Origin of the sequence: Streptomyces durocortorensis, from assembly GCF_031760065.1 — a bacterium.
Taxonomy (GTDB): Bacteria; Actinomycetota; Actinomycetes; order Streptomycetales; family Streptomycetaceae; genus Streptomyces.
Genome location: NZ_CP134500.1, coordinates 6,282,044 through 6,306,778 on the forward strand (window position 1 = coordinate 6,282,044; position 24,735 = coordinate 6,306,778).

The 24,735-nt window shown below is 72.0% G+C and carries 20 protein-coding genes; 13 read left to right on the top strand and 7 right to left on the bottom strand.

Annotation, left to right across the window (positions count from 1 at the left end; genetic code table 11):
• Positions 1 to 20: 20 nt before the first annotated feature.
• Both RI138_RS27735 and RI138_RS27740 read right to left on the bottom strand, forming a co-directional pair.
• Complete coding sequence (locus tag RI138_RS27735; RefSeq protein ID WP_398863869.1) at positions 21 to 779, bottom strand: CoA-transferase; 759 nt, start codon at positions 777 to 779, stop codon at positions 21 to 23.
• A gap of 83 nt (positions 780 to 862) precedes the next feature.
• Positions 863 to 1,819: a CoA transferase subunit A gene (locus tag RI138_RS27740; protein ID WP_311122078.1), complete on the bottom strand. Its 957-nt coding sequence runs from the start codon at positions 1,817 to 1,819 to the stop codon at positions 863 to 865.
• Between the two features lie 108 nt (positions 1,820 to 1,927).
• Here RI138_RS27740 and RI138_RS27745 point away from each other — a divergent pair, with 108 nt between their 5' ends.
• Positions 1,928 to 2,944, top strand: coding sequence for a LysR substrate-binding domain-containing protein (locus RI138_RS27745; protein ID WP_257002123.1), 1,017 nt, complete (start codon positions 1,928 to 1,930; stop codon positions 2,942 to 2,944).
• Positions 2,945 to 2,958: 14 nt separating this feature from the next.
• Positions 2,959 to 4,179: an acetyl-CoA C-acetyltransferase gene (locus RI138_RS27750; protein ID WP_311122079.1), complete on the top strand. Its 1,221-nt coding sequence runs from the start codon at positions 2,959 to 2,961 to the stop codon at positions 4,177 to 4,179.
• Between the two features lie 215 nt (positions 4,180 to 4,394).
• Here RI138_RS27750 and RI138_RS27755 read toward each other — a convergent pair whose 3' ends face one another.
• Positions 4,395 to 5,120 carry a chaplin gene (locus RI138_RS27755; protein WP_311122080.1) on the bottom strand — a complete coding sequence of 242 codons (726 nt, stop codon included), beginning with the start codon at positions 5,118 to 5,120 and terminating at the stop codon, positions 4,395 to 4,397.
• Between the two features lie 350 nt (positions 5,121 to 5,470).
• Between RI138_RS27755 and RI138_RS27760 the strand changes: the two genes are divergently transcribed.
• From RI138_RS27760 to RI138_RS27785, 6 genes are all read left to right on the top strand, one after another.
• Positions 5,471 to 5,872, top strand: coding sequence for a rodlin (locus tag RI138_RS27760; protein WP_096626230.1), 402 nt, complete (start codon positions 5,471 to 5,473; stop codon positions 5,870 to 5,872).
• Positions 5,873 to 6,165: 293 nt separating this feature from the next.
• Complete coding sequence (locus tag RI138_RS27765; protein WP_311122081.1) at positions 6,166 to 6,399, top strand: chaplin; 234 nt, start codon at positions 6,166 to 6,168, stop codon at positions 6,397 to 6,399.
• Between the two features lie 237 nt (positions 6,400 to 6,636).
• A complete protein-coding gene (locus RI138_RS27770; RefSeq protein ID WP_096626234.1) occupies positions 6,637 to 6,927 on the top strand; it encodes a hypothetical protein in 291 nt (96 codons plus the stop codon).
• A 207-nt stretch (positions 6,928 to 7,134) separates the two neighbouring features.
• Positions 7,135 to 7,545, top strand: coding sequence for a rodlin (locus tag RI138_RS27775; RefSeq protein WP_311122082.1), 411 nt, complete (start codon positions 7,135 to 7,137; stop codon positions 7,543 to 7,545).
• A gap of 193 nt (positions 7,546 to 7,738) precedes the next feature.
• On the top strand, positions 7,739 to 7,936 hold the full coding sequence (locus tag RI138_RS27780; protein ID WP_311122083.1) for a hypothetical protein: 198 nt from the start codon (positions 7,739 to 7,741) through the stop codon (positions 7,934 to 7,936).
• 119 nt (positions 7,937 to 8,055) lie between these two features.
• The gene (locus tag RI138_RS27785) at positions 8,056 to 8,463 is read left to right on the top strand and encodes a rodlin (protein WP_311122084.1); all 408 of its coding nucleotides are present in this window, start codon (positions 8,056 to 8,058) and stop codon (positions 8,461 to 8,463) included.
• A 154-nt stretch (positions 8,464 to 8,617) separates the two neighbouring features.
• On the opposite strand, the gene RI138_RS27790 is transcribed toward RI138_RS27785, so the two are convergent.
• The gene (locus RI138_RS27790) at positions 8,618 to 9,118 is read right to left on the bottom strand and encodes a DUF5949 family protein (protein WP_311122085.1); all 501 of its coding nucleotides are present in this window, start codon (positions 9,116 to 9,118) and stop codon (positions 8,618 to 8,620) included.
• Positions 9,119 to 9,438: 320 nt separating this feature from the next.
• Here RI138_RS27790 and rsgA point away from each other — a divergent pair, with 320 nt between their 5' ends.
• Both rsgA and RI138_RS27800 read left to right on the top strand, forming a co-directional pair.
• Positions 9,439 to 10,602, top strand: coding sequence for a ribosome small subunit-dependent GTPase A (rsgA, locus tag RI138_RS27795; RefSeq protein ID WP_311122086.1), 1,164 nt, complete (start codon positions 9,439 to 9,441; stop codon positions 10,600 to 10,602).
• 72 nt (positions 10,603 to 10,674) lie between these two features.
• Positions 10,675 to 12,039, top strand: coding sequence for a DNA-3-methyladenine glycosylase 2 family protein (locus tag RI138_RS27800; RefSeq protein WP_311123036.1), 1,365 nt, complete (start codon positions 10,675 to 10,677; stop codon positions 12,037 to 12,039).
• A 24-nt stretch (positions 12,040 to 12,063) separates the two neighbouring features.
• On the opposite strand, the gene RI138_RS27805 is transcribed toward RI138_RS27800, so the two are convergent.
• Both RI138_RS27805 and RI138_RS27810 read right to left on the bottom strand, forming a co-directional pair.
• A complete protein-coding gene (locus tag RI138_RS27805) occupies positions 12,064 to 12,546 on the bottom strand; it encodes a DUF456 domain-containing protein (RefSeq protein WP_311122087.1) in 483 nt (160 codons plus the stop codon).
• Between the two features lie 82 nt (positions 12,547 to 12,628).
• Positions 12,629 to 13,618, bottom strand: a complete 990-nt coding sequence (locus tag RI138_RS27810; RefSeq protein WP_311122088.1) for a helix-turn-helix domain-containing protein — start codon at positions 13,616 to 13,618, stop codon at positions 12,629 to 12,631.
• Positions 13,619 to 13,826: 208 nt separating this feature from the next.
• Here RI138_RS27810 and RI138_RS27815 point away from each other — a divergent pair, with 208 nt between their 5' ends.
• The 3 genes from RI138_RS27815 to RI138_RS27825 all read left to right on the top strand — a co-directional run bounded on the left by RI138_RS27815 (position 13,827) and on the right by RI138_RS27825 (position 21,420).
• Complete coding sequence (locus tag RI138_RS27815; protein WP_311122089.1) at positions 13,827 to 17,591, top strand: S8 family peptidase; 3,765 nt, start codon at positions 13,827 to 13,829, stop codon at positions 17,589 to 17,591.
• A 169-nt stretch (positions 17,592 to 17,760) separates the two neighbouring features.
• On the top strand, positions 17,761 to 19,566 hold the full coding sequence (locus RI138_RS27820; RefSeq protein WP_311122090.1) for a protein phosphatase 2C domain-containing protein: 1,806 nt from the start codon (positions 17,761 to 17,763) through the stop codon (positions 19,564 to 19,566).
• Between the two features lie 111 nt (positions 19,567 to 19,677).
• Positions 19,678 to 21,420 (top strand): pyruvate dehydrogenase, encoded by a 1,743-nt coding sequence (locus RI138_RS27825; RefSeq protein WP_311122091.1) that lies wholly within the window; start codon positions 19,678 to 19,680, stop codon positions 21,418 to 21,420.
• 25 nt (positions 21,421 to 21,445) lie between these two features.
• Here the strand turns inward: RI138_RS27825 and RI138_RS27830 are convergent, their stop codons facing one another.
• On the bottom strand, positions 21,446 to 24,559 hold the full coding sequence (locus RI138_RS27830; RefSeq protein ID WP_311122092.1) for an alpha-mannosidase: 3,114 nt from the start codon (positions 24,557 to 24,559) through the stop codon (positions 21,446 to 21,448).
• Positions 24,560 to 24,735 lie beyond the last annotated feature (176 nt).

The window sequence follows — 24,735 nt, forward strand, 5'->3', positions numbered from 1 at the left end:
AGCAGAGGCAGGCACGGTCTTCAGCGGAGGTAGACACGGTTCGGGTCGACATCGTCGCGCAGGAGCCGGAGCTCCGCGGGTGTGGGCGGGGCCGTCGTCGCGACCCGGTCGGCGGCCTCCAGCTCCCAGCCGGTCGCCGCCCGGACCTGCTCGACGGTGACCCCGGGGTGCACGGCGACCAGCCGAAGTTCGTCCCCGACGCCCTCGCGGGCGAGGACGCCCAGCTCGGTGACGACCCGGGTGACGCCGACGCCGAGCGGACGGATTCCGTCCGCGAGCGCCCGGTCCGGGCCCGGCGTGGTGCAGAAGTCCAGCGCGGCGGCGAAGGAACGCGGGGTGTGGCGGCGCATCACCACGAACACCTCACGGGCGTTCGCCATCACCTCGACCGCGCCCCCGGAGCCCGGCAGCCGCACCGACGGACGACACGGGTCCCCGATGACCGAGGTGTTGAGGTTGCCCCAGCGGTCGATCTGCGCGGCCCCCAGGAACCCCACGTCGATATGCCCGCCCTGGAGCACCGAACCGAACAGGGCGGGCATCGACACGACCGCCTCGGCGCCCGTGATCAGGACCGCGTCCGCGATGGTCTCCGGGAGGTGGGAGGGGTGCGCCCCGCACACCCCGGACTCGTACACCACATCGATGCCCGGCGCGACGGTCAGCCGCGCCAGCTCGGCCGCGAGCGTCGGGAGCCCGATCCCCGCGAACACGGTGCGCCGCCCGGCCAGTTCACGGGAGGCGACGACGGACAGCAGCTCGGAGGAGGTGACAGGCACGGCGGAACCGCCCCCGTCCACCGGGCCGGCCCGACCGTGACCGCGCACAGCCCCGGCCCCCTCCTCCGCCGGGCCCGGCCCGCTCACAGCCGCCGCCCGTAGTTCACCGGGGCGCTCAGCGCCTCGCCCACCGCGAGCCCCGCCCAGTACTCCTCGCCGAGCTTCGCTACGTACTCCGCGTGGTCGGCGGTGCCGTACACCCACTCCGCCAGCCACTCCCGCAGCCGGACCGGATCCCGGCTGATCGCGGACCAGGACCGGTAGAAGGCGTTGTCCCGGTCGTAGTAGCCCTGCGCGAAGGAGGGGTGCGCCCCGCGCGGGCAGACCACCACCGCGTCGACCGCGTGCGCCGGGATCAGCGTCCGGTTCGGGTCCGAGCGGACCACCTCGTCCCCGACCAGCTCCTCCACGACCACGACCGCCCGGTCCGCCGCGTACACCGCCTCGGCCTGGACCCCGGTCAGTCCCCAGATCTGGGTGTTGCCCCGGCGGTCGGCGCGCTGGGCGTGGACGATCGTCACATCCGGATTGACCGGCGGTACGACGTAGATCTGTTCGGGAGGCTGCCCGTCCGGCCCGGGGTAGGGCGACGTCACCTTGCGGATACCGGGGTTGACGGACGGCAGATCGCTCCCGCCGTACGAGCGGAGCGGATGGAACGGCAGTCGCTGCGCACCGGCGAGATAGCGGCAGACCATCCCGTAGTGGCTGTACTCCTCGAACGCCAGCGGCTCGGGGTCCGCCCGCTCGATCCGCCGCCGCAGCTCACCGAGCGAACCGGCGGAGGAGTTGCCGACGAAGGAGGAGACCAGCCGGGTGACACAGCCCGCCGCCACCATCTGGTCCACCACGATGTCCGCCGTCATCCGCACGACCGTCAGTCCGCGACGGCCCTGCCGGATGATCTCGTGCCCGGCTGCGGTCGGGATGAGATGGGTGAACCCTTCGAGGCTCACGGTGTCCCCGTCGTGGACGAAGGCGGCGACGGCCTCCCTCATCGACATGACCTTGTCGGCCGTCCGGTCCACAGTGCTCCCCATCGTCCGCATGCGCCGGTACCACGGTGTCAGCCCCCATTGATGGCTGTCCAATACCGAATTAGGGTCGGACCGAGACGCGAGGAGTATCAAAGACGCGAGGAGCGCCCCATGGAACTGCGCCATCTGAAGGCCTTCCTCGCCGTGGCCGAAGAACTGCACTTCGGCCGCGCCGCCAAGCGCCTCCAGATGGCGCAGCCGCCGCTGAGCCAGCAGATCCGGCAGCTGGAGAAGGAGCTCGGCGTGCAGCTCTTCCGCCGCAACACGCGCTCCGTCCGGCTCACCGGCGCGGGGGAGGCCTTCCTCGAACCCGTGACGAAGGTCCTCGACGACCTCGACACGGCCGTACGGGCCGCCCGCTCGGCCGGCCGGGGCGAGTACGGCCGGGTCACCATCGGCTTCGCCGGAGCCTCCAGCCACGAGACGCTGCCCCGGCTCACCCGCGCCGTACGCGCCGCCCACCCCGGCCTCGAACTGGTCATGACCGGCCAGACGTACGCCAACGTCGCGCTGTCCCGGGTGGCCGACGGCTCGCTCGACCTCGGCTTCGTCCGCCTGCCGGTCACCCGTGCGGGAGTGTCCTACCGGGTGATCGACGAGGAGGAACTGCTCTGCGCCCTGCCCTTCGACCACCCCCTCGCCCGGTGCGAGGCGGTGCCGCTCGGCGAACTGGCCGACGAACCGTTCGTCTCCTTCCCCGCCAACACCGGCTCCACGGTCCGCGACGCGATGACCGAGGCCTGCGAGAGCGCCGGGTTCACCCCGCGCGTCGTCCAGGAGGCCCCCGACTCGTACACGATCATGGCGCTCGTCGCGGCCGGGGTCGGCGTCACCCTCACGGTCACCTCCGTCCGCCACATCCAGCAGAGCGGACTCGTCTACCGGCCCCTTACCGGACCGCCCATCCGCCGACAGGCGGCCCTCGCCTGGCGCGCGGACAACCCCTCGGCCGCCCTGCACGCCGTGCTCGCCGTCGCCCGGGACGCCCTTCCGACACCCGTACGCGGACCGGACGGCGAACCGACTGAGACGCCGGGCCTCTCGATCCGGAGCCGATCCGGTATTGGACCGGCTCAGTCACCGGATGCGAAGGTCACCCCACCACCCGCGCCCCGCCCGTCGCCCTGAAGGAAGGCCCGCCCGTGCCGCTCGACGTCGTCATCTGCGAACCCCTGCGCACCCCGATCGGCCGGTTCGGCGGGGCGTTCGCCCAGCAGACACCGGCCGCGCTGGCCGCACGCGTCATCGCGGAGATCGTCACCCGCACCGGCATCGACCCCGACCGGGTCGACGAGGTGATCCTCGGCCACGCCTACCCGACCAGCGAGGCCCCCGCCATCGGCCGCGTCGCCGCCCTGGACGCCGGACTGCCCACCACGGTCACCGGCTCCCAGATCGACCGCCGCTGCGGCTCGGGGCTCCAGGCGGTCCTGGACGCGGCGATGCAGATCCGCGCCGGGTTCAGCGACGTCGTGATCGCGGGCGGCGTCGACGTCATGAGCGGCGCCCCCTACTACACCCACGACGGACGCTGGGGAATCAAGGGCCCCGGCCTCCAGCTCCACGACGCCCTCGCCCGGGGCCGGGTCACCGCGGGCGGCCTCAACCACCCGGTCCCCGGCGGCATGATCGAGACGGCGGAGAACCTGCGCCGGGAGTACGGCATCAGCCGCGCCGACCAGGACGCCCTGGCCCTGCGCTCGCAGCAGCGGGCCGCGCGCGCCGCCGCCGAGGGGCGCTACGACGCGGAGACCGTCCCCGTCACCGTACGCACCCGCAAGGGCGAGACCGTCGTCACCGCCGACGAACACCCCCGCCCCGACACCACCGCCGAACAACTCGCCGCCCTCCGCCCGGTGATGACCAAGTCCGATCCGGAGGCCACCGTCACGGCGGGCAACGCCAGCGGCCAGAACGACGCGGCGGCCGCCTGCCTGGTCACCAGCGCCGGAACCGCCGAACGCCTCGGCCTCACCCCGCTCGTCCGCCTGGTCTCCTTCGCCCGGGCCGGGGTCCCCGCCGCGACGATGGGCATCGCACCCGTAGCCGCCACCCGCACCGCCCTCGACCGGGCAGGTCTCTCGCTCGCCGACCTCGACCTGATCGAGCTGAACGAGGCCTTCGCCGCCCAGGTCCTGTCCTGCACACGGGAGTTGGACCTCGGCGAGAAGGACCACGAGGAGCGGATCAACGTCAACGGCTCGGGCATCTCGCTCGGCCACCCGGTCGGCGCCACCGGAGCCCGTATCCTCGCCACCCTCACCCGCGAACTCCACCGCCGCGAGGCCCGCTACGGCCTGGAGACGATGTGCATCGGCGGCGGCCAGGGCCTCGCGGCGGTCTTCGAACGGATCGCGGCCTGAGGGGATTCGGGGACATCACGGCCTCACCGGCCGACCGGCGCACCAGCATCCGGCGCGGCCGGGCCCGGCGACGGCACGGCCCCACGGCTCCCGGCCATCATCCACCGATCGGCCCGCACCCCGGGAGAAACCGGTCACCGCACACGACGAAAGGCCCGGCCGGACAGTCCCCGCTGTCCGGCCGGACCTCGTTTTCACGCAGTCGCGGTGGTGATTCAGTCCCGCGCGTCACGGGTACGGCGCATCAGCACCGCCCCGCCGAGCAGCAGCGCGGCGCTCGCACCGGCGGCCAGTCCCAGATCGGCGGCACCGGTGTCGGCCAGGTGTGCACCCGGGGTGTTGGAGCCGGGCGTACCGGAACCGGGGGTGTCGGCACCAGGAGTGTCCGTGCCGGGGGTGTCGGTCGGAGGCATGTCCACGGGCGGCTCGTCGACCGGGGGCTCGTCGACCGGGGGCTCGTCCACGGGCGGCTCGTCGACCGGCGGCTCATCTACGGGCGGCTCGTCGACCGGGGGCTCGTCGACCGGGGGCTCGTCCACGGGCGGCTCGTCGACCGGCGGCTCATCTACGGGCGGCTCGTCGACCGGGGGCTCGTCGACCGGGGGCTCGTCCACGGGCGGCTCGTCGACCGGGGGCTCGTCGACCGGCGGCTCATCTACGGGCGGCTTGTCCACAGGCGGGTGGTCGTGCTTCGGGCCGTCGGCGTTCACGCACTTGTTGCCGAAGGCCGGGTTCAGCAGGGCGATCACATTGACCGTGTTGCCGCACACGTTGACGGGGATGTTCACCGGAGCCTGCAGGGTGTTGCCCGAACCGACGCCCGGCGAGCCGACGGCAGCGCCTTCGGCCGACGCGTCGGCGTGTGCGGTGCCGCCGACCGCGGCCAGGAGACCTGAGGCGGCCGCCACGACGATGAAGCTCTTGTTCAAGACTTGTCGCATTACTTGTTACTTGCCCTTCCCTCACACATGCGCGCTGGACGACTGCCATAACGACCGAGGGCTGTGGGGGAAACTTGGAGTGGCGTGAAAATTTTGCCATCACCCGGATGGCTGGCGTGTACGGATCCCGCACTTCCCGGTCCACGGGTAAAGAAAAACGATTCCGCCGGTACGAACGGGCGGACGTACGAACGGAGGTGGGGCGATGTGTGCGAATCCGTGCGGCGGTCGCGCTCCGGTGCCGCACGCCCCCGTGCCCGGCATTCGGGTGAATGGGCGGAACCAAACGCCGGGCGCCGAGTTGATCAGGATGCTCCGCCGCGGGGCAACCAGTGCGAGAAGGGTTAATCGTGATCAAGAAGGTTCTGGCTACGGGCGCTGTCGCCGCCTCCGTCCTCGGCCTCGGCGCCACGCAGGCCATGGCGATCGCCAACGACGGGGGCACCACCTCGATCAACGGCAACGGCGCTTCGCAGTCCTTCGGCAACGCCGAGACCCACGGTGACTGGAGCCCGCAGTTCGGCCTGGTCCAGGGGTCGCTGAACAAGCCCTGTGTCGGTCTTCCGCTGAAGGGCAACGTCGGTTCGCTCGTCGGCGTCGTGCCGGTCACCGTCCAGGACATCAACGTCCTGTCCTCCCCGCAGAACCAGCAGTGCACCGAGAACTCCACCCAGGCCAAGGGCGACGAGGCTCTGTCGCACATCCTGGACGACATCCCGATCCTCTCGGGCAACGGTGCCGGCAACGGCTGATACGGCTGAATACCCGGGTCCGGGCCCTCGGAGTTCCTCCACCGAGCGGCCCGGGCCCGCCGCTTTTCCCGGGAATGTGCGGTGGCTTTCTGGGCGCCTCCATTCCCGTAACCCACGCCGAATCGACGTTGCGTCATTCGGGCGGTTCTCCGGGATTCCGCTTCCCGGGCAGTTTCGATTCCGGCCGTTCATCGTTACGAATGACAGCGCCGGAGTCACGAGCGATCAATATCGGGCTCGGGCGGCACGAAAGTCGTGACCGCGCCGGACTCCGCCGAGGAAAGGGACACAAAGTGAAGTACACCAAGGTTGCCGCCGTCGCCGCCGGAACGCTCATGGCGATGGGCACCGCCGCGCCGGCCATGGCCGACTCGGGCGCCGAGGCCGTTGCCGCGCACTCCCCGGGCGTGCTGTCCGGCAACATCCTCCAGGCCCCGATCCACGTTCCGGTCAACGTCTGCGGCAACACCGTCAACCTGGCCGGTGCGCTGAACCCGGCCTTCGGCAACACCTGCATCAACCAGTGAACAACTGACCGGCCGGGCGGACAGCCCGGGACCGGTCGGCCCCGGACGGCAACCGCCGTCCGGGGCCTTTTCCTTGAACGGCCGCCGTCGACGGCAGAGAAAAGATGACGCCGCACAGTTTCCCGAATGCGGCCTGATCGTTGTCCAAGGAGAAAGCGGCAGAAGTCACAGGTAAAGAAAGCTTGTGCGGCACGGGAACGTGACCGAAACAGATGCCGCGCAGAAGGGAACACCGAAGTGAAGTACGCGAAGACCGCCGCGATCGTTGCCGGTTCCGTGGCCGCCCTCGGAACGGCTGCCCCCGCCTTCGCCGTTACTGACGCCATGGCCCCCAACTTCAGCCTCGACCGGGGCCTCAACCAGGTCGTGGCCAGCGCCCCGCAGGTAGTGGACCCGCTGGTCGACACCGTCGGCGACACCACCGAGACGGTCTCGAAGGACGGCACGGTCGGCAAGCTGGCCGGTGAGGCCACCGGCGCGGCCGGAGGCGCCGCCCCACTGCTCGGCGGAGTGCCCATCGGCGGCTGACCGCCGCGGAACGGCAGCCCTCTCAGCGCTTTCGCCGCCCCCCCATTCCTCCGGTTCCGACTCCTCCCGTGCCGGCCTCGCATTCTCCGTGAACGCACGGCGGGAATAACACCGTTCGAGTGAATGGGCATAACCAGACCCGCCGAGCCGAGTTGAGCAGAATGCTCCGGACAGGCGGGCACACGTTTCATCCCAGAAGGGTTTTTCATGATCAAGAAGATTATGGCCTCGGCGGCCGTCGCTGCCTCGGTCGTCGGTGCCTCCGCTGCGGCCGCCCCGTCCGCCATGGCGATCGCCAACGACGGCGGCACCACGTCGATCAACGGCAACGGCGCCTCTCAGGCCTATGGCAACTCCGCGACCCACGGCGACTGGAGCCCGCAGTTCGCGCTCATCCAGGGCTCGCTGAACAAGCCCTGCATCGGCCTGCCCGCCAAGGCGAACATCGGCTCCCTCGTCGGCCTCGTGCCCGTCACGGTCCAGGACATCAACATCCTGTCCTCCCCGCAGAACCAGCAGTGCACCGAGAACTCCACCCAGGCCAAGGGTGACGAGGCTCTGTCGCACATCCTGAACGACATCCCGATCCTCTCGGGCAACGGCGCCGCCAACAACTGACGCCGCACAGACCGACCCACGCGGGGCCAGTCCCCCCGTCCGGCGAACACTCTTCGCCGGACGGGACGGGCTGGCCCTTCGTCGTGCGAGGGCGCGTCCGGCGCCGTGTCCGACGGGCGCGGGCGGTGCGGGGGTTGGGCCGGATGCCGTAGCACCGGCTGACGGTCCGGCCCCGTCCGGGTAGAGCCTCTCCATGGACCCGTACGGCAGCCAGCCCCCGCAGCGCAGAGAGCAGCCCCCACCGAGCGGCACACCGATCTTCGACCGGCTCGTCGCCGAGTGGCGGGCGGCCGGATGCGACCCCGTTCCGCAAGCACCTCAGCAGCCGACCGCACACCGCGGCGGCTTCGTCCCGGCGGCCCGCACCTCGGACGAGGTGGCCGAGAACTGAGCAGCGGCGTCGACCTTGCGCCGGATCGAACCCATTTGAGTGGTACTGCGCAACCGATCGCGGTCCGCGTCGGTTGATCAGTACGTTCCACACCGGGACGCTCCGAAAGGTGAAGCTTGATGAAGAAGATGATGGCCGGCGCTGCAGTGGCCGTGTCCATGCTCGGTCTGTCCGCGGTCGCGGCTCCCGCGGCCATGGCGATCGGTAACGACGGTGGCACCACCACGGTCAACGGCAACGGCGCCGAGTCGAAGTTCGGCAACGCTGTGACCAAGGGTGACTGGAGCCCGCAGACCCAGGTTGTTCAGGGCACCCTGAACAAGCTCTGCATCGGCCTGCCCGCCAAGGTCAACGTCGGCTCGCTCGTCGGCGTCGTGCCGGTCACGGTCCAGGACATCAACGTTCTGTCCAACCCGCAGAACCAGCAGTGCGCCGACAACTCCACCCAGGCCAAGGGCGACGAGCCGCTGTCGCACATCCTGGACGACATCCCGGTGCTCTCGGGCAACGGCGTCGGCAACAACTGACGTAGCGAGCACGGGCGGTCCTGAGGTCACCCTCCGGACCGCCCGTCCTCGTTTCCGCGCTTCCGCGGCACGCCGCACGACCGGCACCGCCGCACGACGAGGCCCACCACTCCACGGGGGGTGGTGGGCCTCGCCGTGCGGCGGTGCGGGGCGGTCAGCCCAGGGAAAGGACCGGGAGCAGACAGTGTGCGGAGGTGCGGACGACCTCCTCGTCGGCCGCGAAGGCCCGCAGCTGGTCCTCGCTGACCGGCTGCCCCGGCACGGCCTCCGGCCACGGGGCGGTGGCGAACATGCCGTACACCTGGCCCTGTGCCTGGGCGGCCGCCAGCCACTCGGCGGGGGCGGGGTACTGCGCCTTGAGGTGAGGCAGCGTCAGGACGGCCTGGCCCGCCTGGACGAGGAGCTTCGCCTGGATGCCGGGGGACGTAGCCGCGTCCTGGATCGAGCCGCCGACCTGGAGGCCCGCACGCTCCAGCGCGCTGCGCAGGGCCTCGCGGCCGACCTCCGGGCCGTCCTGCCCGTCGCCCAGCGAATAGGAGAGGAGGAAGGCGGTGTCCTGGTCGGCGTCGGGCTGCCGGCCGCTCCAGCCGATCAGAATCTGGGTGCCCAACTGGGCCGGTGTGAACGTGCCGGTGGAGGTCTGGGGTGTGGTCATGCTCGGCACCCTAACGGCCATGGACCAGCAGCTATGCATGCGTATCACCCGATCGAGGGAGATCTGGGGTAACTCCGGCGAAAAAAACTGTTGGCGCCGCTCCCGGGGGCCGGTCTAGGGTGAACACCGTTCCGCATGCCGCAGTGACGCGTGCGGCAGGCAAGAGGAATCAGGAGGTGAGGACATTGATGACTGTCGTTGTGATGGGCACTGCCCACAACCGGAAGAGCATCGTCCTCATCCCCGTGGCCACCGGCTGACCACTCTCGTAACTCCCGCGCCGAGCGCGCGTGCCGGGGCCACCCTGTGAAGGGTTTCCCTTGTCTTTCTCGTCTTCTCCGGCAGCTTCGTCCTGCTCTCCTTCTTCGCACCCGCTGGCCCCGTACGGCTGGGACGAGGACTGGGCGGCCGCCTCCTCCCCGTACGCCGAGCAGGGGCTCGTCCCGGGGCGGGTGGTGCGGGTGGACCGCGGTCAGTGTGACGTGATCACCGCTGACGGCCCGGTCCGCGCCGACACCGCGTTCGTGGTGCCGCGTGATCCGATGCGGATCGTCTGCACCGGTGACTGGGTGGCGCTCGACGCGGACGGCGACCCGCGCTTCGTCCGTACGTTGCTGCCGCGCCGTACCGCCTTCGTCCGCTCGACCTCCTCGCAGCGGTCCGAGGGGCAGGTGCTCGCCACCAACATCGACCACATCGCCATCTGCGTCTCGCTCGCCGTCGAACTGGACCTCGGACGCCTGGAGCGCTTCCTCGCGCTCGCCCTGTCCAGCTCCAGCGGCGCCGCCCTGCTCGGTGACGGACGGGAGACCGAGCACCAGCCCGAAGTGATCGTGCTCCTCACCAAGGCGGACCTGGTGCCCGACGCGGCCACCGTCTCCCACCTGGTCCGGGACGTCGAGGCGATCGCCCCCGGCGTCCAGGTGCTGCCCGTCAGCTCCACCACGGGCGAGGGGCTCGACGTCTTCGGCGCCCTCGTCTCCGGCGGTACGAGCGTGCTGCTCGGCATCTCCGGCGCGGGCAAGTCGACCCTGGCCAACACCCTGCTCGGTATGGACGTGATGGAGGTGCGGGCCGCCCGGGAGGTCGACGGCAAGGGCCGGCACACCACAACGACCCGCAACCTGCTCGTCCTGCCGCACGGGGGCGTCCTCATCGACACCCCCGGCCTGCGCGGCGTCGGCCTCTTCGACGCCGGGGCAGGGGTCGGCGGGGTGTTCTCCGAGATCGAGGAGCTGGCCGCGCGGTGCCGGTTCCACGACTGCGCCCACACGGTCGAACCGGGATGCGCCGTGCTCGGCGCGCTGGAGGACGGCACCCTGCCCGAGCGCCGCCTCGACAGCTACCGCAAGCTGCTCCGCGAGAACCAGCGGATCGTTGCCAAGACCGACGCGCGCGTGCGCAGCGAGATCCTGCGGGACTGGAAGCGCAAGGGCTCCGAGGGGCGGGCGGCGATGCAGGCCAAGCGGGGCCGGGTGCGGTAGCCGCAGGCGTACGGCTCGATGTCCGAAAACCGCGAGTGCGGCAGCGGCGGCTGCCGCACACTGGACGGTGTGATGGACGAACGGACCAGGTACGAGGCGGTGAGCAGCCGCGACGCACGGTTCGACGGAGTGTTCTTCTTCGCCGTGGTGACCACCGGCATCTACTGCCGGCCGAGCTGCCCCGCCGTCACTCCCAAACGCGCCAATGTGCGCTTCTACGCCACCGCCGCTGCCGCCCAGACGGGCGGCTTCCGGGCCTGCCGCCGCTGCCGCCCGGACGCCGTGCCCGGCTCCGCCGAGTGGAACGTCCGCGCGGACGTCGTCGGCCGGGCCATGCGCCTGATCGGCGACGGCGTGGTGGACCGCGAAGGGGTGCCCGGGCTCGCCGGGCGGCTCGGCTACAGCGCCCGCCATGTCCAGCGCCAGCTGAACACCGAGCTGGGCGCGGGACCCGCCGCGCTCGCCCGTGCCCAGCGCTCCCACACCGCCCGGGTGCTCCTCCAGACCACCCGGCTGCCGGTCACCGAGATCGCCTTCGCCGCCGGGTTCGCCAGCGTCCGGCAGTTCAACGACACCATCCGGCAGATCTACGCCCGCACCCCCAGCGCCCTGCGCGCCGAGGCCGGGACGGGGCTCGGCGGCGGACGCCGCGAGGGAGCGCGGGCCGGGGTGCCGCTGCGGCTCGCCCACCGGCGCCCGTACGCCACCGCCGCCATGTTCGACCTGCTGGCCGCGGAGGCGGTCGCCCGGGTCGAGGAGGTCGTGGGGGAACCGGGGCGCCGTACCTACCGGCGCACCCTGCGGCTGCCGTACGGCTCCGGGCTCGTCGCGGTCGACGAGGCGTCTCCGGGCCCATGGCTGGAGGCCCGCATCCAGCTCACCGACCTGCGTGACCTGACCACCGCCGTCCAGCGGCTGCGCCGGCTCCTCGACCTGGACGCCGACCCGTACGCCGTGGACGAGGCCCTCGCGGCCGACCCCCATCTCGCCCCGCTGGTCGCCGCCCGCCCCGGACTGCGCTCGCCGGGCGCGGCGGACCCGGAAGAGGCCGCCGTACGGGCCTTGGTGGGGCGGGAGCGGGCCCGGGAGCTGGTGGAGCGGTACGGAAAGGCGCTGGACGTGCCGTGCGGCGGGCTCACCCATGTGTTCCCCGAGCCGGGCGCGCTCGCCGGTTCTGTCGAGGATCCGGCGCTCGACGCCCTGGCCGCCGCGCTCGCCGACGGGCGGCTGCGGCTGGACGCCGGCGCCGACCGGGACGAGGCGGAGCGGACGCTGCTGACGCTCCCCGGGGTCGGCCGCCGCACCGCCGCGCTGATCCGGATGCGGGCGCTGGGCGACCCCGACGTGGATCCGTACGGGATGCCCGGGGGCGAGGACTGGCGGCCCTGGCGTTCCTATGCCGTACGCCACCGGGAAGCGGCCGCGGCTCCCCGCTGACCGCCCCCGCCGCACCCCGGGCGGTCAGCCCCAGAGCACCGCGCCCAGCCAGGCGCCCGCCACCAGCAGGCAGGCGAACAGCTCCACCAGCACCGCGTAGCCGGTGGCCCGCATCACCGAGCGCACCGACGTCCAGGCCGCGCCCCGGCTGCCCAGCCGCAGCCGCTCCGCGCCGAAGATCGCCCCCACATACCCGAGGAGCGCGCCCACCACGGGCACCACGAAGAACCCCCCGATCGCCGCGACCCCGCCGAGCATCAACGTCCGGCGGGGGGCGCCCGACTCACCCGGGCGGCGCGGCGGCAGCAGGGGCTTGAGGGCCTGGTTCAGCAGCATCAGGGCCGTCGCGCCGATCAGGACGCCCCAGGCCGCCGTCGTCATGTCCGTCAGCGCCCACCACAGCACCGCCGCCCAGACGATCGCCTGCCCGGGGACGCCCGGCAGCAGCACCCCGACCAGGCCCAGCAGCATGACCAGGCCGACGGCGACGAGCTGCCACACACTCATCTGACCAGCGTGCCGGAGAGTGCACCGCCGCGCCCGTCAGCGCATCCGGGGCACCCGCGTCCACCTGCATCGGTCCACCCCCTCAGGAGGCGGTGGTACGGGACACCCAGCCGCGTTCGTACGCGTGCCAGCCCAGCTGGAGGCGGGTGGAGACCCCGGTCAGCTCCATCAGGCCCTTGACCCGGCGCTGCACGGTCCGCAGCCCCAGGTCCAGCTGCTTGGCCACACTGGCGTCCGTCAGCCCCGCCAGCAGCAGCGACAGGACCTCCAGGTCCGTCGGGTCGGGCCCGACCCCGTCCTCGCGCACCCCGCCGCCCTCGCCCAGCCGTAGCGGCATCGCCTCCCGCCACACCGCCTCGAAGAGGCCCATCAGCGACTCCAGCAGACCGCTGGCATGAACGACCAGGGCGGCGGGCTCCTCGCCCCGCCCGGTCAGCGGGACCATCGCGAGGCTGCCGTCGGCGACGACCAGCTTCGTCGGTACCCGGTCCACCACCCGGCACTGCTCGTCCCGGCTCAGCGCCGTCGACAGCTCCAGAATCCCGTACGGCATCGACAGCACCTCGCGCTCGACCACCACCCGGTAGCTCACGCCGCGCGAGGTGGCGCGCTCCTCGGACTCGTTCTCCATGCCGGTCACCGCGACCGTCTTCCCGGTGACCAGGGCGCACACCTCGGACACCGCGCCCAGCTGCAACTGGTGGAAGCGCTGGGTGACGGCGCTCGCCCCCGTCACCACCTCCACCAGGTCGTGTACCGCGGGCTCGCTCGCCTCCGCCCGGTACTCCTCGGCGAGCAGCGCGGACGCCAGCTCCGCCTGCTCCAGCTCGTGCCGCTGCTGGATCAGCAGCGCACCCAGGGCCACCCCGGGCGGAGCGGCCACCCAGCGGCCCGGCCGGGCCGAGGACTGGGCGGCCAGACCCTGCTGCTCCAGCCGGCGCAGCACCCGCTCGGTGTCCGCCTCGGGAAGGGCCAGCCGGTGCGCGAGATCGGTGAGCTCGGCCGCTCCCGCCGCGACGAGTGCGCGGTACGTGGCTTCCTGTCTCTCGTCGAGACCTATGGCCCCCAGCATTCTCCGGCCCTCCCGTGTGGTGATCGCGCATCGCGGCGCCCCTGCCCGCGGGTCCCGCGTGGCGGGAAGAGGCCACGGCGTAAACCCGCCGCTCACATCATCCCCCGTACCCCTGGTCGCTCTGCCACTGTGGCGCCACCGCAGCACCAACAACCTCCGGGATGCGGCCTCTTGGGCTGATTCGTTCCGGATTGACCTGGGGAGAGCGATGCGCCCGATATCGCGTACGGCACTCGGAGCGGCGACCGCCGCCGTGCTCGCCGTCACCGCTATCGCACCGTCCGTGGCAGCGCCATCGGACGCGCGATACGCGAAGAGACCGCTCACCGGCAGTGCGGCCGCCGCCACGGATGCCACGCCCGTCACCCTGACGCTCGTCACCGGCGACAAGGTGCTGGTGACCACCGACGCCTCGGGAGCGTCCGCCGCCACCGCCCTGCCCCGCGAGGACGGCAGTGTCCCTCTCGTCCAGACCCGGCAGTCCGGCTCCGACCTGTACGTCTACCCGGAGTCCGCCGTGGCCGCGCTCGCCGCGGGTACCGTCGACGAGGAGCTCTTCAACGTCACCGGACTGATCCGCCAGGGCTACGACGACAGCCGCGCCGACTCCGTCCCGCTGATCGCCACCTACACCGGCGACGCTGCCCGCCGCACCCTCGTCACCCCGCGCGGGGCGGAGCGCGGCCAGAGGCTCGACGTCATCGACGGACTCGCGCTGAAGGCCGACAAGAAGCGCACCGCCGACTTCTGGGCCGACCTCACCGCCCCCCGCTCCCGGGCGGCCTCCGGCCTCAAGAAGCTCTGGCTCGATCGAAAGGTTCAGGCCAGTCTCGACAAGTCGACGAAGCAGGTCGGCGCGGACCTTGCCTGGGCGGCCGGTCACGACGGCACCGGCACCAGGGTCGCCGTCCTGGACACCGGCGCCGACGCCGAACACCCCGACCTCCAGGGCCGGATCACCGCATCCGAGAACTTCACCGACTCCGACACCACCGACGACCGCCAGGGCCACGGCACCCATGTCGCGTCCACCGTCGGAGGCTCCGGCGCGGCGAGCGACGGCAAGAACAAGGGCGTCGCCCCCGGCGCCGACCTCATGGTCGGCAAGGTCCTCAACGACAGCGGGTCCGGCGCCGCCTCCTGGATCATCGCGGGCATGCAGTGGGCCGTCGACAACAAGGCCGACGTCGTCTCCATGAGCCTCGGCAGCGCGGAGCCCACCGACTGCACCGACCCGATGAGTCTGGCCGCCGAGGAACTCGGCAAGAACAAGGACACCCTGTTCGTGGTCGCCGCGGGGAACCTCGGCCCGTCCCTGAACACCGTCTCCTCGCCCGGCTGCGCCGCCGGCGTGCTGACGGTGGGGGCGGTGGACCGCGACGACTCCACCGCGAACTTCTCCAGCCGCGGCCCCACGATCGGCTCGCACACGCTCAAGCCGGAGATCGCCGCACCCGGCGTCGCCATCTCCGCCGCCGCGGCGGGCGGCCGGGGCTCACAGGCGTACCGGTCGATGTCCGGTACGTCGATGGCCACCCCGCACGTCGCGGGCGCCGCCGCCGTCGTCAAGCAGCGCCACCCGGACTGGACGGCCCAGCAGATCAAGGCGGCCCTGGTCTCCTCGGCGCACAGCGCCGTGCCCGGCGACGTACGCGAGACCGGCGGCGGCCGCCTCGACGTGGACCGCGCCGTCCGTACGCCCGTGACCGGTGCGCCCGCCGTCCAGGGCGGCACCTTCAACTGGCCCCAGGACAGGAGCGATCGCACCACCGTTGCCCTGCCCTACACCAACACGGGCGGCAAGCCGGTCAAGCTCTCGCTGAAGGTCTCGGGCGTCACCGGCAACGACGGCTCCGCCGTCGGCTCCAAGGTCGCCGCCCTCGGCCGGAAGTCCATCACCGTGCCCGCCGGGGCGACGGTCGAGGTCCCCCTCGAACTCGACCCCGACGCACGGCTGGCCGCCGCCCAGTACGGTGACGTCACCGGGCGCGTCCTCGCCACAGCACCCGGGGGAGTGCAGGTCTCCACGCCGTTCTCCCTCTATGTGGCACCGGAGACCGTCACCCTGCGCGTCAAGCTCATCGACCGCACCGGCAAGCCCGCCGGCGGAGTCTCCTCGGTCGACCTCATCGGCACCGACACCGCCTCCGGCGAACGCCGCTTCAACGAGGGCGCCACCGACCAGACCTACCGGGTCCGCCCCGGCGCGTACTTCGTATCCAGCTTCATCGCCTCGCCCGACACCACCGATCCGACCGGTCAACTCGTGGGCTCCGTCGGCTATCTGGCACGCCCTCAGCTGAACCTCACCAAGGACAGCACGCTCGTCCTCGACGCCCGCAAGGCCCACCGCCTGAAAGTGAGGACCCAGGACCGGGCGGCCGAGACGCGCGGCGCGACCCTCGCCTTCGGGCGCACCTGGGACAACTGGCTGCACTCGGGGTCCATCTCGGGCAACGAACTGATCAAGGACTATCTGGTCGACGTCCAGGGCAAGCCCCGTGACGGCGACTTCGAGTTCGCCTCCTTCTGGCGCGCCTACGCCCCCCAGATCCAGAAGTTCTCCCTCGTCGGCGGAGCCGATCTGCACCCCCGTCCCGCCACCACGGGGTCGGTCAACCTGGACGGCAAGGGCCGCGCCGAGGTCGTCGACGCCGGTGAGGGCAGCACGGCAGAGCTGGAGGCCGCAGGGGTCAGGGGCCGGATCGCCCTGGTGAAGGTCGCGGACGACTCCTCCAACGTCCTCGCCCAGGCACGCGCCGCGGAGGCCGCCGGGGCGAAGGCGCTCCTGGTGTACCGGCCCTCGGCCGGCGACTGGAAGCCCGGCATCGGTTACGGGGCGGCGCCCCTGCCGGTCCTCGGCCTGCGGGCCGACGAGGCCGCCGTACTGACCGCTGCGCTCGCCAAGGGCCGGGCGGACGTCACCTGGAAGGCCACGGCGGTCAGCCCGTTCGTCTACAACCTGTCGTTCCCGGAGAAGGGGCGGATCACCTCGGACCGCACCTACAAGGTCCGCGACAAGAAGCTCGGTTCGGTCGTCTCCACGCACGAGTCCATGGGCGTGGCCGCCGACTTCGTCGACACGCTCCTGGTCTCCCGCCCCTACGGCGGAACGTTCGGCGCGTCCTCCCTCGCTCTGGTCGCCGCCCCCGGCAAGCGCACCGAGTACTACACGGCGGGCGACACCGTCTGGCAGAAGATGCTCTCCTCCAGCTTCCCCTGGGGCGAGCTGATGACCGGCAACCCCCGTACGTACAAGGCGGGTCGGGCCACGGCGGAGGAGTGGTACCGAGGTCTGATCGTCCCGGGCGCCCCGCGCGACGCGGCGGGCGGGGAACTGCTGGCGGGTGAACGGCAGGACAACCTGATCGGCGTCGCCCCGGCGTTCATGACCGACTCCGAACACGTGGGACAGCAAGGCTCGTTCGGTGACATCGGCAACATGCGGCTCAGCCGTGACGGACAGCTCATCGGCACCAGTGCCTACCCGTTCGGTGTGTTCACCGTGCCGGCCGAGGACGCCGCGTACGAACTCACCATGATGACCACGAAGGTCGGCTCGCCCGCCCAGGTCTGGAAGCGGTCCACGCAGACGCAGACCACCTGGAAGTTCCGTTCCGAGCGGAAGCCGCACGTGGCCTCGCAGGGGCTGCCGTTGCTCTTCCCGCGCTATGACCTGCCGTCGGACGGGATGAAGACCCTGCCCGCCAGGGACGGCCAGCGGATCGGCCTCGGTGCGACCGGGCACGCCGGATACACTCCCGGCAAGCTCACCGGCGCGAAGGTCTCCTTCTCCTACGACGGCGGCGAGACCTGGCACACGGCCACCACCGCGCAGCGTGGCGGCCGGTGGACCGCGACCGTGGACCACGCGGACGCGACCGGACGGTCCGTCACCCTGCGGACCGAGCTGACCGACGCGAACGGCAACGCCGTCGTCCAGACCGTCAACGACGCGTACGCCGTGAGGTAAGCGGATGAACAGCTGATACGCCGATACGGCGATCACCTGGACCGGTCTGCCGGGCGTCCCTCCCCTGGGGGTGGGGAAGCCCGGCAGACCTCGTTCACAGGCCGCGATTACGGGCCACTTTTTCCCGATGCCCCGTTTTCGGGCGCTGTCCGCGGTGGACAATAAGGGCATGAGTCAGCAGGGGGAGAAGCCCGCCGCCCATGAGGACGACTGGTGGCGGAAGCTGTACGACGAGACCGCGCCGGACACCGGTCCCAGCAGCGCGCCCGACAGCCTCGACGACCGCTTCGACTCCGTGTCGTACACGGTGGGCAGGACGGTGGGCGACCGCCGGGACATACACCGGCCGCCGGAGGCGGACACGGGCAGGGGCGCGGGGGCCGCGTGGGACCCGGAGGCGGACAGAGCGGCGCTGTGGGACCCGGAAACGGACCCCGACCTCACGCCGGACCCGGGCCTCACGCCGGACCCGGGCCTCACGCCGGACTCGCACCTCACGCCGGACCCCGACCTCACACCGGACCCGCGGTCCGCCTGGGACCCGTATGCGAAGCGCGACACGATCCCGGAGCCCGACCGGCGCCCGGCCGCACCCGCACCCGCCATCGACCGGGCCACCTCGGCGCCCGGGGCTCGGGCTGGGGCGGGGCCGGAGGCGGGCACGGGCCACGGACCGGTCGCCTTGCCGGAGCCGCGCGACGCCGCTCCGGCCGGGCTGCCGAACCGCCGGGCAGCCAGGCCCGGGACCGACGCCATCCCACCCCGCCCGGCCGCCGCTTCCGTACCGCCGTCGACGCCCGCAGCCACGTCCGCCCCGCCCCCGCTCCCCACCGCTCCCCGCACCACCGTCTTCCCGGCTCCCTGGGAGCCGCCCGCCGGGCGGAGCGGTCCGCGGACGTTCGCCGCGCCCCGGCCGCCCGGACCCCCGGCCGCGCCCGAGCCGGCCGTCGCGGCCGACCCGAGCGCCCTGCACGCACTGCCGCCGGACCCCGCGGCCGCCGGGGCCCCCGGCGCGCGACCGGTCGTCGGGCACCTCGGGGACCGGCCGCCCACCTACGACGCCGAGCCCGCCGCCCTGCCCTCCGCCACCTCGGACAACCTGGACGGCCTGGTCCCCGACACCGTGCTGGACGGCGCGCGGTACGGGACGTACACCCTGCGCGTCGCGTCCGTGCGGGGCGACTCCGCCCGGTTCCGCGGCGAACCCCGGCGCGACGGGCTGCTCACCGCCCGGTTCGGGGCGGGCGAGAGCGCCCTCGTGCTCGTCGCCGTCGCCGGGGGCGCGCGGGCCAGTGAGGCGGCGCACCTCGCCGCGGCCGACGCCTGCCGCTGGATCGGCGGGGCCGTCGCCCGCAGCCACGCCCGGCTCTCCGAGGACATAGGGGCGGGCCGCCGGGGCGACCTGAAGTCGGGGCTGCACCGGCTCACCGACCGTACCTACGGCAAGCTCCGCGCCCGCGCCGCCGAACTGGGCGTCGAACCCGCCGAGTACACCGCGAGCCTGCGCTGTCTGCTGCTGTCCGCCGACCCCGACTGCCGCACCCGCGTCTTCTTCGGCGTCGGCAGCGGAGGACTGTTCCGGCTCCGCGACGGCCTCTGGCAGGACCTGGAACCCCTGGTCCCGGAGGGCAGCGCCCCACAGGCGGCGGGCGAACAGGAGGAAGGGCCGGACGGGGACCGGCTGACCATGGACCTCCAGATCACGCCCCCGTCGCCGCCCGCCCAGGGCTCCGTCCCACCGCCCGCCCAGCCCTTCCGCTTCCGGGCCTCCGTCGCCCGCCCCGGTGACACGCTGCTCCTGTGCAGCAACGGGCTCGCCGAGCCGATGCGCGGCGAGGCGGCGCTCCCGGGAGAGCTGGCCGAACGCTGGGGGACCGGCGGACCGCCCGGGCTGCCGGCCTTTCTCGCCGACACCCAGCTCCGGATCAAGGGGTACGCCGACGACCGCACCTGTGCCGCCGTCTGGGAGGCGTAACCGCGCCCGCCGTGGGTTGATGGACTGCGGAGCCCGATCCGCCGGAGTCTCGGGTTCCGCAGTCCGGACAGCCGAAGTGCACGGAGCACGGGCAAGGAAGGGTGCGCATCCATGGCCAAGCAGAACGTGGCGGAGCAGTTCGTCGACATCCTCGCCAGGGCAGGCGTCAAACGTCTGTACGGTGTCGTCGGTGACAGCCTGAACCCCGTGGTGGACGCCGTCCGGCGTAATCCGTCCATCGACTGGATCCACGTCCGCCACGAGGAGACCGCCGCCTTCGCGGCCGGTGCGGAGGCCCAGGTCACCGGCAGCCTCGCGGCCTGTGCCGGCTCCTGCGGGCCCGGCAATCTGCACCTCATCAACGGCCTGTACGACGCCCACCGCTCCATGGCCCCGGTGCTCGCCCTCGCCTCGCACATCCCCTCCAGCGAGATCGGCCTCGGCTACTTCCAGGAGACCCATCCGGAACTGCTGTTCCAGGAGTGCAGCCACTACAACGAGATGATCTCCAACCCGGAACAGATGCCCAGGCTCCTCCAGACGGCGATCCAGCACGCCATCGGGCGCGGCGGCGTCAGCGTCGTCTCGATGCCGGGGGACGTCGCCTCCAAGGCGGCACCCGAGAAGAGCATCGAGCACGCGCTCGTCACCGAACGGCCGACCGTCCGGCCCGGCGACGACGAGATCGACCAGCTCTGCCGGATGGTGGACGAGGCCAAACGGGTGACGCTGTTCTGCGGCAGCGGCACCGCCGGGGCGCACCCCGAGGTCATGGAGTTCGCCGGGAAGATCAAGTCACCGGTCGGGCACGCCCTGCGCGGCAAGGAGTGGATCCAGTACGACAATCCGTACGACGTGGGGATGAGCGGGCTGCTCGGCTACGGCGCCGCCTACGAGGCGACCCACGAGTGCGACCTCCTCATCCTGCTCGGCACCGACTTTCCCTACAACGCCTTCCTCCCGGACGATGTGAAGATCGTCCAGGTGGACGTCCGCCCCGAGCGCCTCGGCCGCCGCTCCAAGCTCGACCTCGCGGTCTGGGGCGATGTACGTGAGACCCTGCGCTGTCTGACGCCCCGGGTGAAGCCCAAGACCGACCGCAAGTTCCTCGACCGGATGCTGAAGAAGCATGCGAACGCCCTGGAGGGCGTGGTCAAGGCCTACACCCGCAAGGTCGAGAAGCACACCCCGATCCACCCCGAGTACGTCGCCTCCGTGCTGGACGAAGTCGCCGACCCGGAGGCCGTGTTCACCGTCGACACCGGCATGAACAATGTCTGGGCAGCCCGCTATCTGACGCCCAACGGCAAGCGGCGGGTGATCGGTTCGTTCAGCCACGGCTCGATGGCCAACGCACTGCCGCAGGCGATCGGCGCGCAGTTCACCGACCGTGGGCGGCAGGTCGTCGCGATGTCCGGCGACGGCGGATTCTCCATGCTGATGGGCGACTTCCTCACCCTGGTCCAGTACGACCTGCCGGTGAAGGTCGTACTGTTCAACAACTCCTCCCTGGGCATGGTCGAGTTGGAGATGCTCGTCGCGGGACTGCCCTCGTACGGGACGACGAACAAGAACCCGGACTTCGCCGCGATCGCCCGTGCGGCCGGTGCCTACGGCGTCCGCGTGGAGAAGCCCAAGCAGGTGCAGGGCGCGCTCAAGGACGCGTTCAAGCACAAGGGGCCCGCGCTCGTCGACGTCGTCACCGACCCGAACGCGCTCTCCATCCCGCCGAAGATCAGCGCCGACATGGTCACCGGCTTCGCGCTCTCCGCCAGCAAGATCGTGCTGGACGGCGGAGTGGGCCGGATGCTCCAGATGGCCCGCTCCAACCTCCGTAACGTGCCCCGCCCCTGAGCCTCTTCAAGGGCGGGGCGGGTGCTCACGCCGGTGTCAGGCGCACCGTCAGGATCTGGAACGGCCGCAGTTCCAGGACGAGTTCCTCCCCGTCGGTCACCGCCGGGTGCAGCGGCCGCTCCAGCAGGTCGGTGATCCGCGCTCCCGCTACCGGGAAGGACACCGCCAGCCGCGCCCGCGCCCGGCCGCCCGCCGATTCGTAGATCCGTACGATCACATCACCGCCGCGGTCGTCGGCGAGCTTGACCGACTCGACCGTCACCGCCGGATGGCCCGTCGCCACGAGCGCGGGCACCACCGGGGCCACCGCCGCCCGCAGCGGAAGGTTCAGCGCCAGCCCCTCCCGTACGGCATCGGTCACCTCCGCGCCGGGCGCGAGTGCGTAGCGGAAGCGGTGCGTGCCGAGATCGGTGAGCGGGTCCGGGCTGTGCGGGGCGCGCAGCAGGGTGAGCCGGACCGTGGTGCCCAGCCCCTCCGGGTGCGGGGTCCGCGTCACCTCGTGCCCGTACGTCGAGTCATTGAGCAGCGCGACACCGTATCCGGGTTCGGCGACCCGCAGCCAGCGGTGCGCGCAGATCTCGAACCGGGCCGCGTCCCACGACGTGTTGTCATGGGTCGCCCGGTGGACATGGCCGAACTGGATCTCGGCGGTGGACCGTTCGGCGTGCACGTCGAGGGGGAAGGCCGCCTTGAGGACCTTCTCCGACTCCTGCCAGTCCACCTCGGTCTCGATGTCGAGCTGCCGGCTGCCCCCCGCGAGCCGCAGCTCCTGGACGACGGTGGACCGCCCGAAGGACCGCACCACCCGCACCGCCGCCCGCAACGGGCCCTCCTCCACCAGAGACACGGCATCGGCCGCGGTGAGATCGGTGCGGGACCGCTGGTAGTGCCGGTCGATGTCCCAGGCGTCCCAGTGGTTGGGGTGGTCCGGGTGCAGCTGGAGGAGGTTGGCACGGGCGCCCGGGGCCAGTACCTCACGCCCGGCGGCCACGTCGTACACCGAAGCGATCAGCCCGTCGCCGTCCACCCCGACCCGCAGCAGTCCGTTGTCCAGCACGATTCCGCGGCTGCCGGACGCCTCCGCCGTCACCGGGAGCTCCGGGACCGCCGCACCGTCCAGCGGGCCCGCGCCGAGCCCCGGACTCCGGGCGAGCACCGCCGCCCGGCCCTCACCCAGTTCCTGGACCTGGGCCCCGGACGGCAGCACCCCGGCCGCCTCGGCGTCCAGCTCGATCACCTGAACGCGTTCGTACGGAGAGGAGTTGAGCGCCACCATGGCCTCGGCCGGGCCCAGCGAGGCCACCGCGTCCGCCACGATGTCCGCCAGTTCGGCACGTACCTCCTCATAGGTCTCCCGCGCCTCGCGGTGCACCCAGGCGATCGACGAGCCGGGCAGGATGTCGTGGAACTGGTGCAGCAGCACCGTCTTCCACACCTGGTCGAGACGCCCGTGGGGATAGGTGTAGGCGGGGGAGCGCAGGGCGGCAGCCGTCGCCCACAACTCCGCCTCCCGCAGCAGGTGTTCACTGCGGCGGTTGCCCTGCTTGGTCTTCGCCTGCGTGGTGTACGTCCCCCGGTGCAGCTCCAGGTACAGCTCGCCCGACCAGACGGGTGCCTGCTTCCCGTACTCCTCCTCGGCCGCGGCGAAGAAGGCCGAGGGTCTCTCGATCGTCACCCGGGGTGAGCCCTCCAGATCTCGCAGTCTGCGGGCCCGCTCCAGCATCTCGCGGGTCGGACCGCCGCCGCCGTCGCCCCAGCCGAACGGGACCAGGGAGCGGGTGGCCCGGCCCTTGTCGGCGAAATTCCGCTCGGCGTGCGCCAGTTGGCGGGCGTTGAGCTGGGCGTTGTAGGTGTCGACGGGCGGGAAGTGGGTGAAGACCCGGGTGCCGTCGATGCCCTCCCACCAGAAGGTGTGGTGCGGCATCCTGTTGTGCTGGTTCCACGACAGCTTCTGGGTGAGGAACCACCGCACCCCGGCCAGCCGTGCCAGTTGGGGGAAGGCGGCGGTGTAGCCGAAGGAGTCGGGGAGCCAGATCTCCTCCGTGTCGACGCCGAGCTCATCGCGGAAGAACCGCTTGCCGTGGACGAGTTGACGCGCCAGCGCCTCGCCGCCCGGCAGGTTGGCGTCCGACTCCACCCACATCGAGCCGACCGGCGACCACTGCCCCGCCGCCACGGCCTCCTTGATCCGGTCCCAGATGTGCGGCTGGTGCTCCTTCACCCAGGCGTACTGCTGGGCCTGCGAACACGCGAAGACCAGCTCCGGGTACTCCTTGGCGAGGGCGGTGACATTGGCGAACGTACGGGAGGCCTTGCGGACCGTCTCGCGCAGCGGCCACAGCCAGGCCGAGTCGATGTGTGCGTGGCCGGCCGCCGAGATCCGGTGCGCGCTCGCGGAGGCGGGCCGGGCCAGCACCTCGGCCAGCTCCGCCCGCGCCGCCGCCGCGGTGCCGGAGACCTCGTGCAGGTCCAGCGCGTCGAGCATGGACTCCAGGGCCCGCAGGATCTCGTGCCGCCGCGACCGGTCGGCGGGCAGCTCGTACATCAGCTCGGACAGCACCTCGATGTCCAGGACCAGCTGCCAGACCTCCTCGTCCAGCACCGAGAGGTCGGCCGAGGCGAAGCGGTACAGGGGGCGGTCACCGGAGGTCAGGACGTCACCGAGCGGGGTCGGCTCGAAGCCGTGCTCCAGGACGGCCGGATTGGCCGCCGCCTCCAGGAGGAGAGCGACCGGTTCGCCGCCCGCCGCCGGGCGGGCGACGGTCAGGTGCCGGTTGCGGGGATGAACACCCTTGAGGGGGACGCCCAGATGGTCGTACAGCATCCCCTCCGCCTGGAAGCCGGGCCCCTGTCCGGTGAACCCCGGGTCCACGACCACCTCCACCCGGCGCCCCGCCCAGACCTCGGGCACTGTTCCTTCGAGCCGGAACCAACTCGTGGACCAGGGCCTTCCCCACTCCGTACCGACCGAGAAGGGTTCGAAGCCCGCGCCCCGGGCCTCACCTACCGGCACCGGCTCGCCCGGCACATGCCACACGGACAGGGCGAGCGGAGTGCGGGCGGCGTACTGCGCCGGGCGGAGGAACTGGTTCAGGGCCCGCTCCAGGCGGCCCTCCACCAGGGTGCGGTCGTCGTGCATCACAGCTCCTCGGGGGAGGGGGCGTCCTGCGTGGTAGCTCAGTCTCGTGCTCCGGCCGGGGCTGCGCCCGGGTGATGACGGTGTGCGCGGGTGGGGTGTCCCGTGCGCCCCTCACCGCTCCCGCCCATTCACTTATTGATGAGTCGACAAGCGTGACCGTGTGCGCACAGGGGCAT

Coding starts and splice junctions, on each gene's coding strand:
- RI138_RS27740 (WP_311122078.1), bottom strand. CDS start 1,819: ATGGGGAGCACTGTGGACCGGACGGCCGACAAGGTCATGTCGATGAGG.
- RI138_RS27745 (WP_257002123.1), top strand. CDS start 1,928: ATGGAACTGCGCCATCTGAAGGCCTTCCTCGCCGTGGCCGAAGAACTG.
- RI138_RS27755 (WP_311122080.1), bottom strand. CDS start 5,120: ATGCGACAAGTCTTGAACAAGAGCTTCATCGTCGTGGCGGCCGCCTCA.
- RI138_RS27775 (WP_311122082.1), top strand. CDS start 7,135: ATGATCAAGAAGATTATGGCCTCGGCGGCCGTCGCTGCCTCGGTCGTC.
- RI138_RS27780 (WP_311122083.1), top strand. CDS start 7,739: ATGGACCCGTACGGCAGCCAGCCCCCGCAGCGCAGAGAGCAGCCCCCA.
- RI138_RS27785 (WP_311122084.1), top strand. CDS start 8,056: ATGAAGAAGATGATGGCCGGCGCTGCAGTGGCCGTGTCCATGCTCGGT.
- RI138_RS27790 (WP_311122085.1), bottom strand. CDS start 9,118: ATGACCACACCCCAGACCTCCACCGGCACGTTCACACCGGCCCAGTTG.
- RI138_RS27800 (WP_311123036.1), top strand. CDS start 10,675: ATGGACGAACGGACCAGGTACGAGGCGGTGAGCAGCCGCGACGCACGG.
- RI138_RS27805 (WP_311122087.1), bottom strand. CDS start 12,546: ATGAGTGTGTGGCAGCTCGTCGCCGTCGGCCTGGTCATGCTGCTGGGC.
- RI138_RS27810 (WP_311122088.1), bottom strand. CDS start 13,618: ATGCTGGGGGCCATAGGTCTCGACGAGAGACAGGAAGCCACGTACCGC.
- RI138_RS27815 (WP_311122089.1), top strand. CDS start 13,827: ATGCGCCCGATATCGCGTACGGCACTCGGAGCGGCGACCGCCGCCGTG.
- RI138_RS27820 (WP_311122090.1), top strand. CDS start 17,761: ATGAGTCAGCAGGGGGAGAAGCCCGCCGCCCATGAGGACGACTGGTGG.
- RI138_RS27825 (WP_311122091.1), top strand. CDS start 19,678: ATGGCCAAGCAGAACGTGGCGGAGCAGTTCGTCGACATCCTCGCCAGG.
- RI138_RS27830 (WP_311122092.1), bottom strand. CDS start 24,559: ATGCACGACGACCGCACCCTGGTGGAGGGCCGCCTGGAGCGGGCCCTG.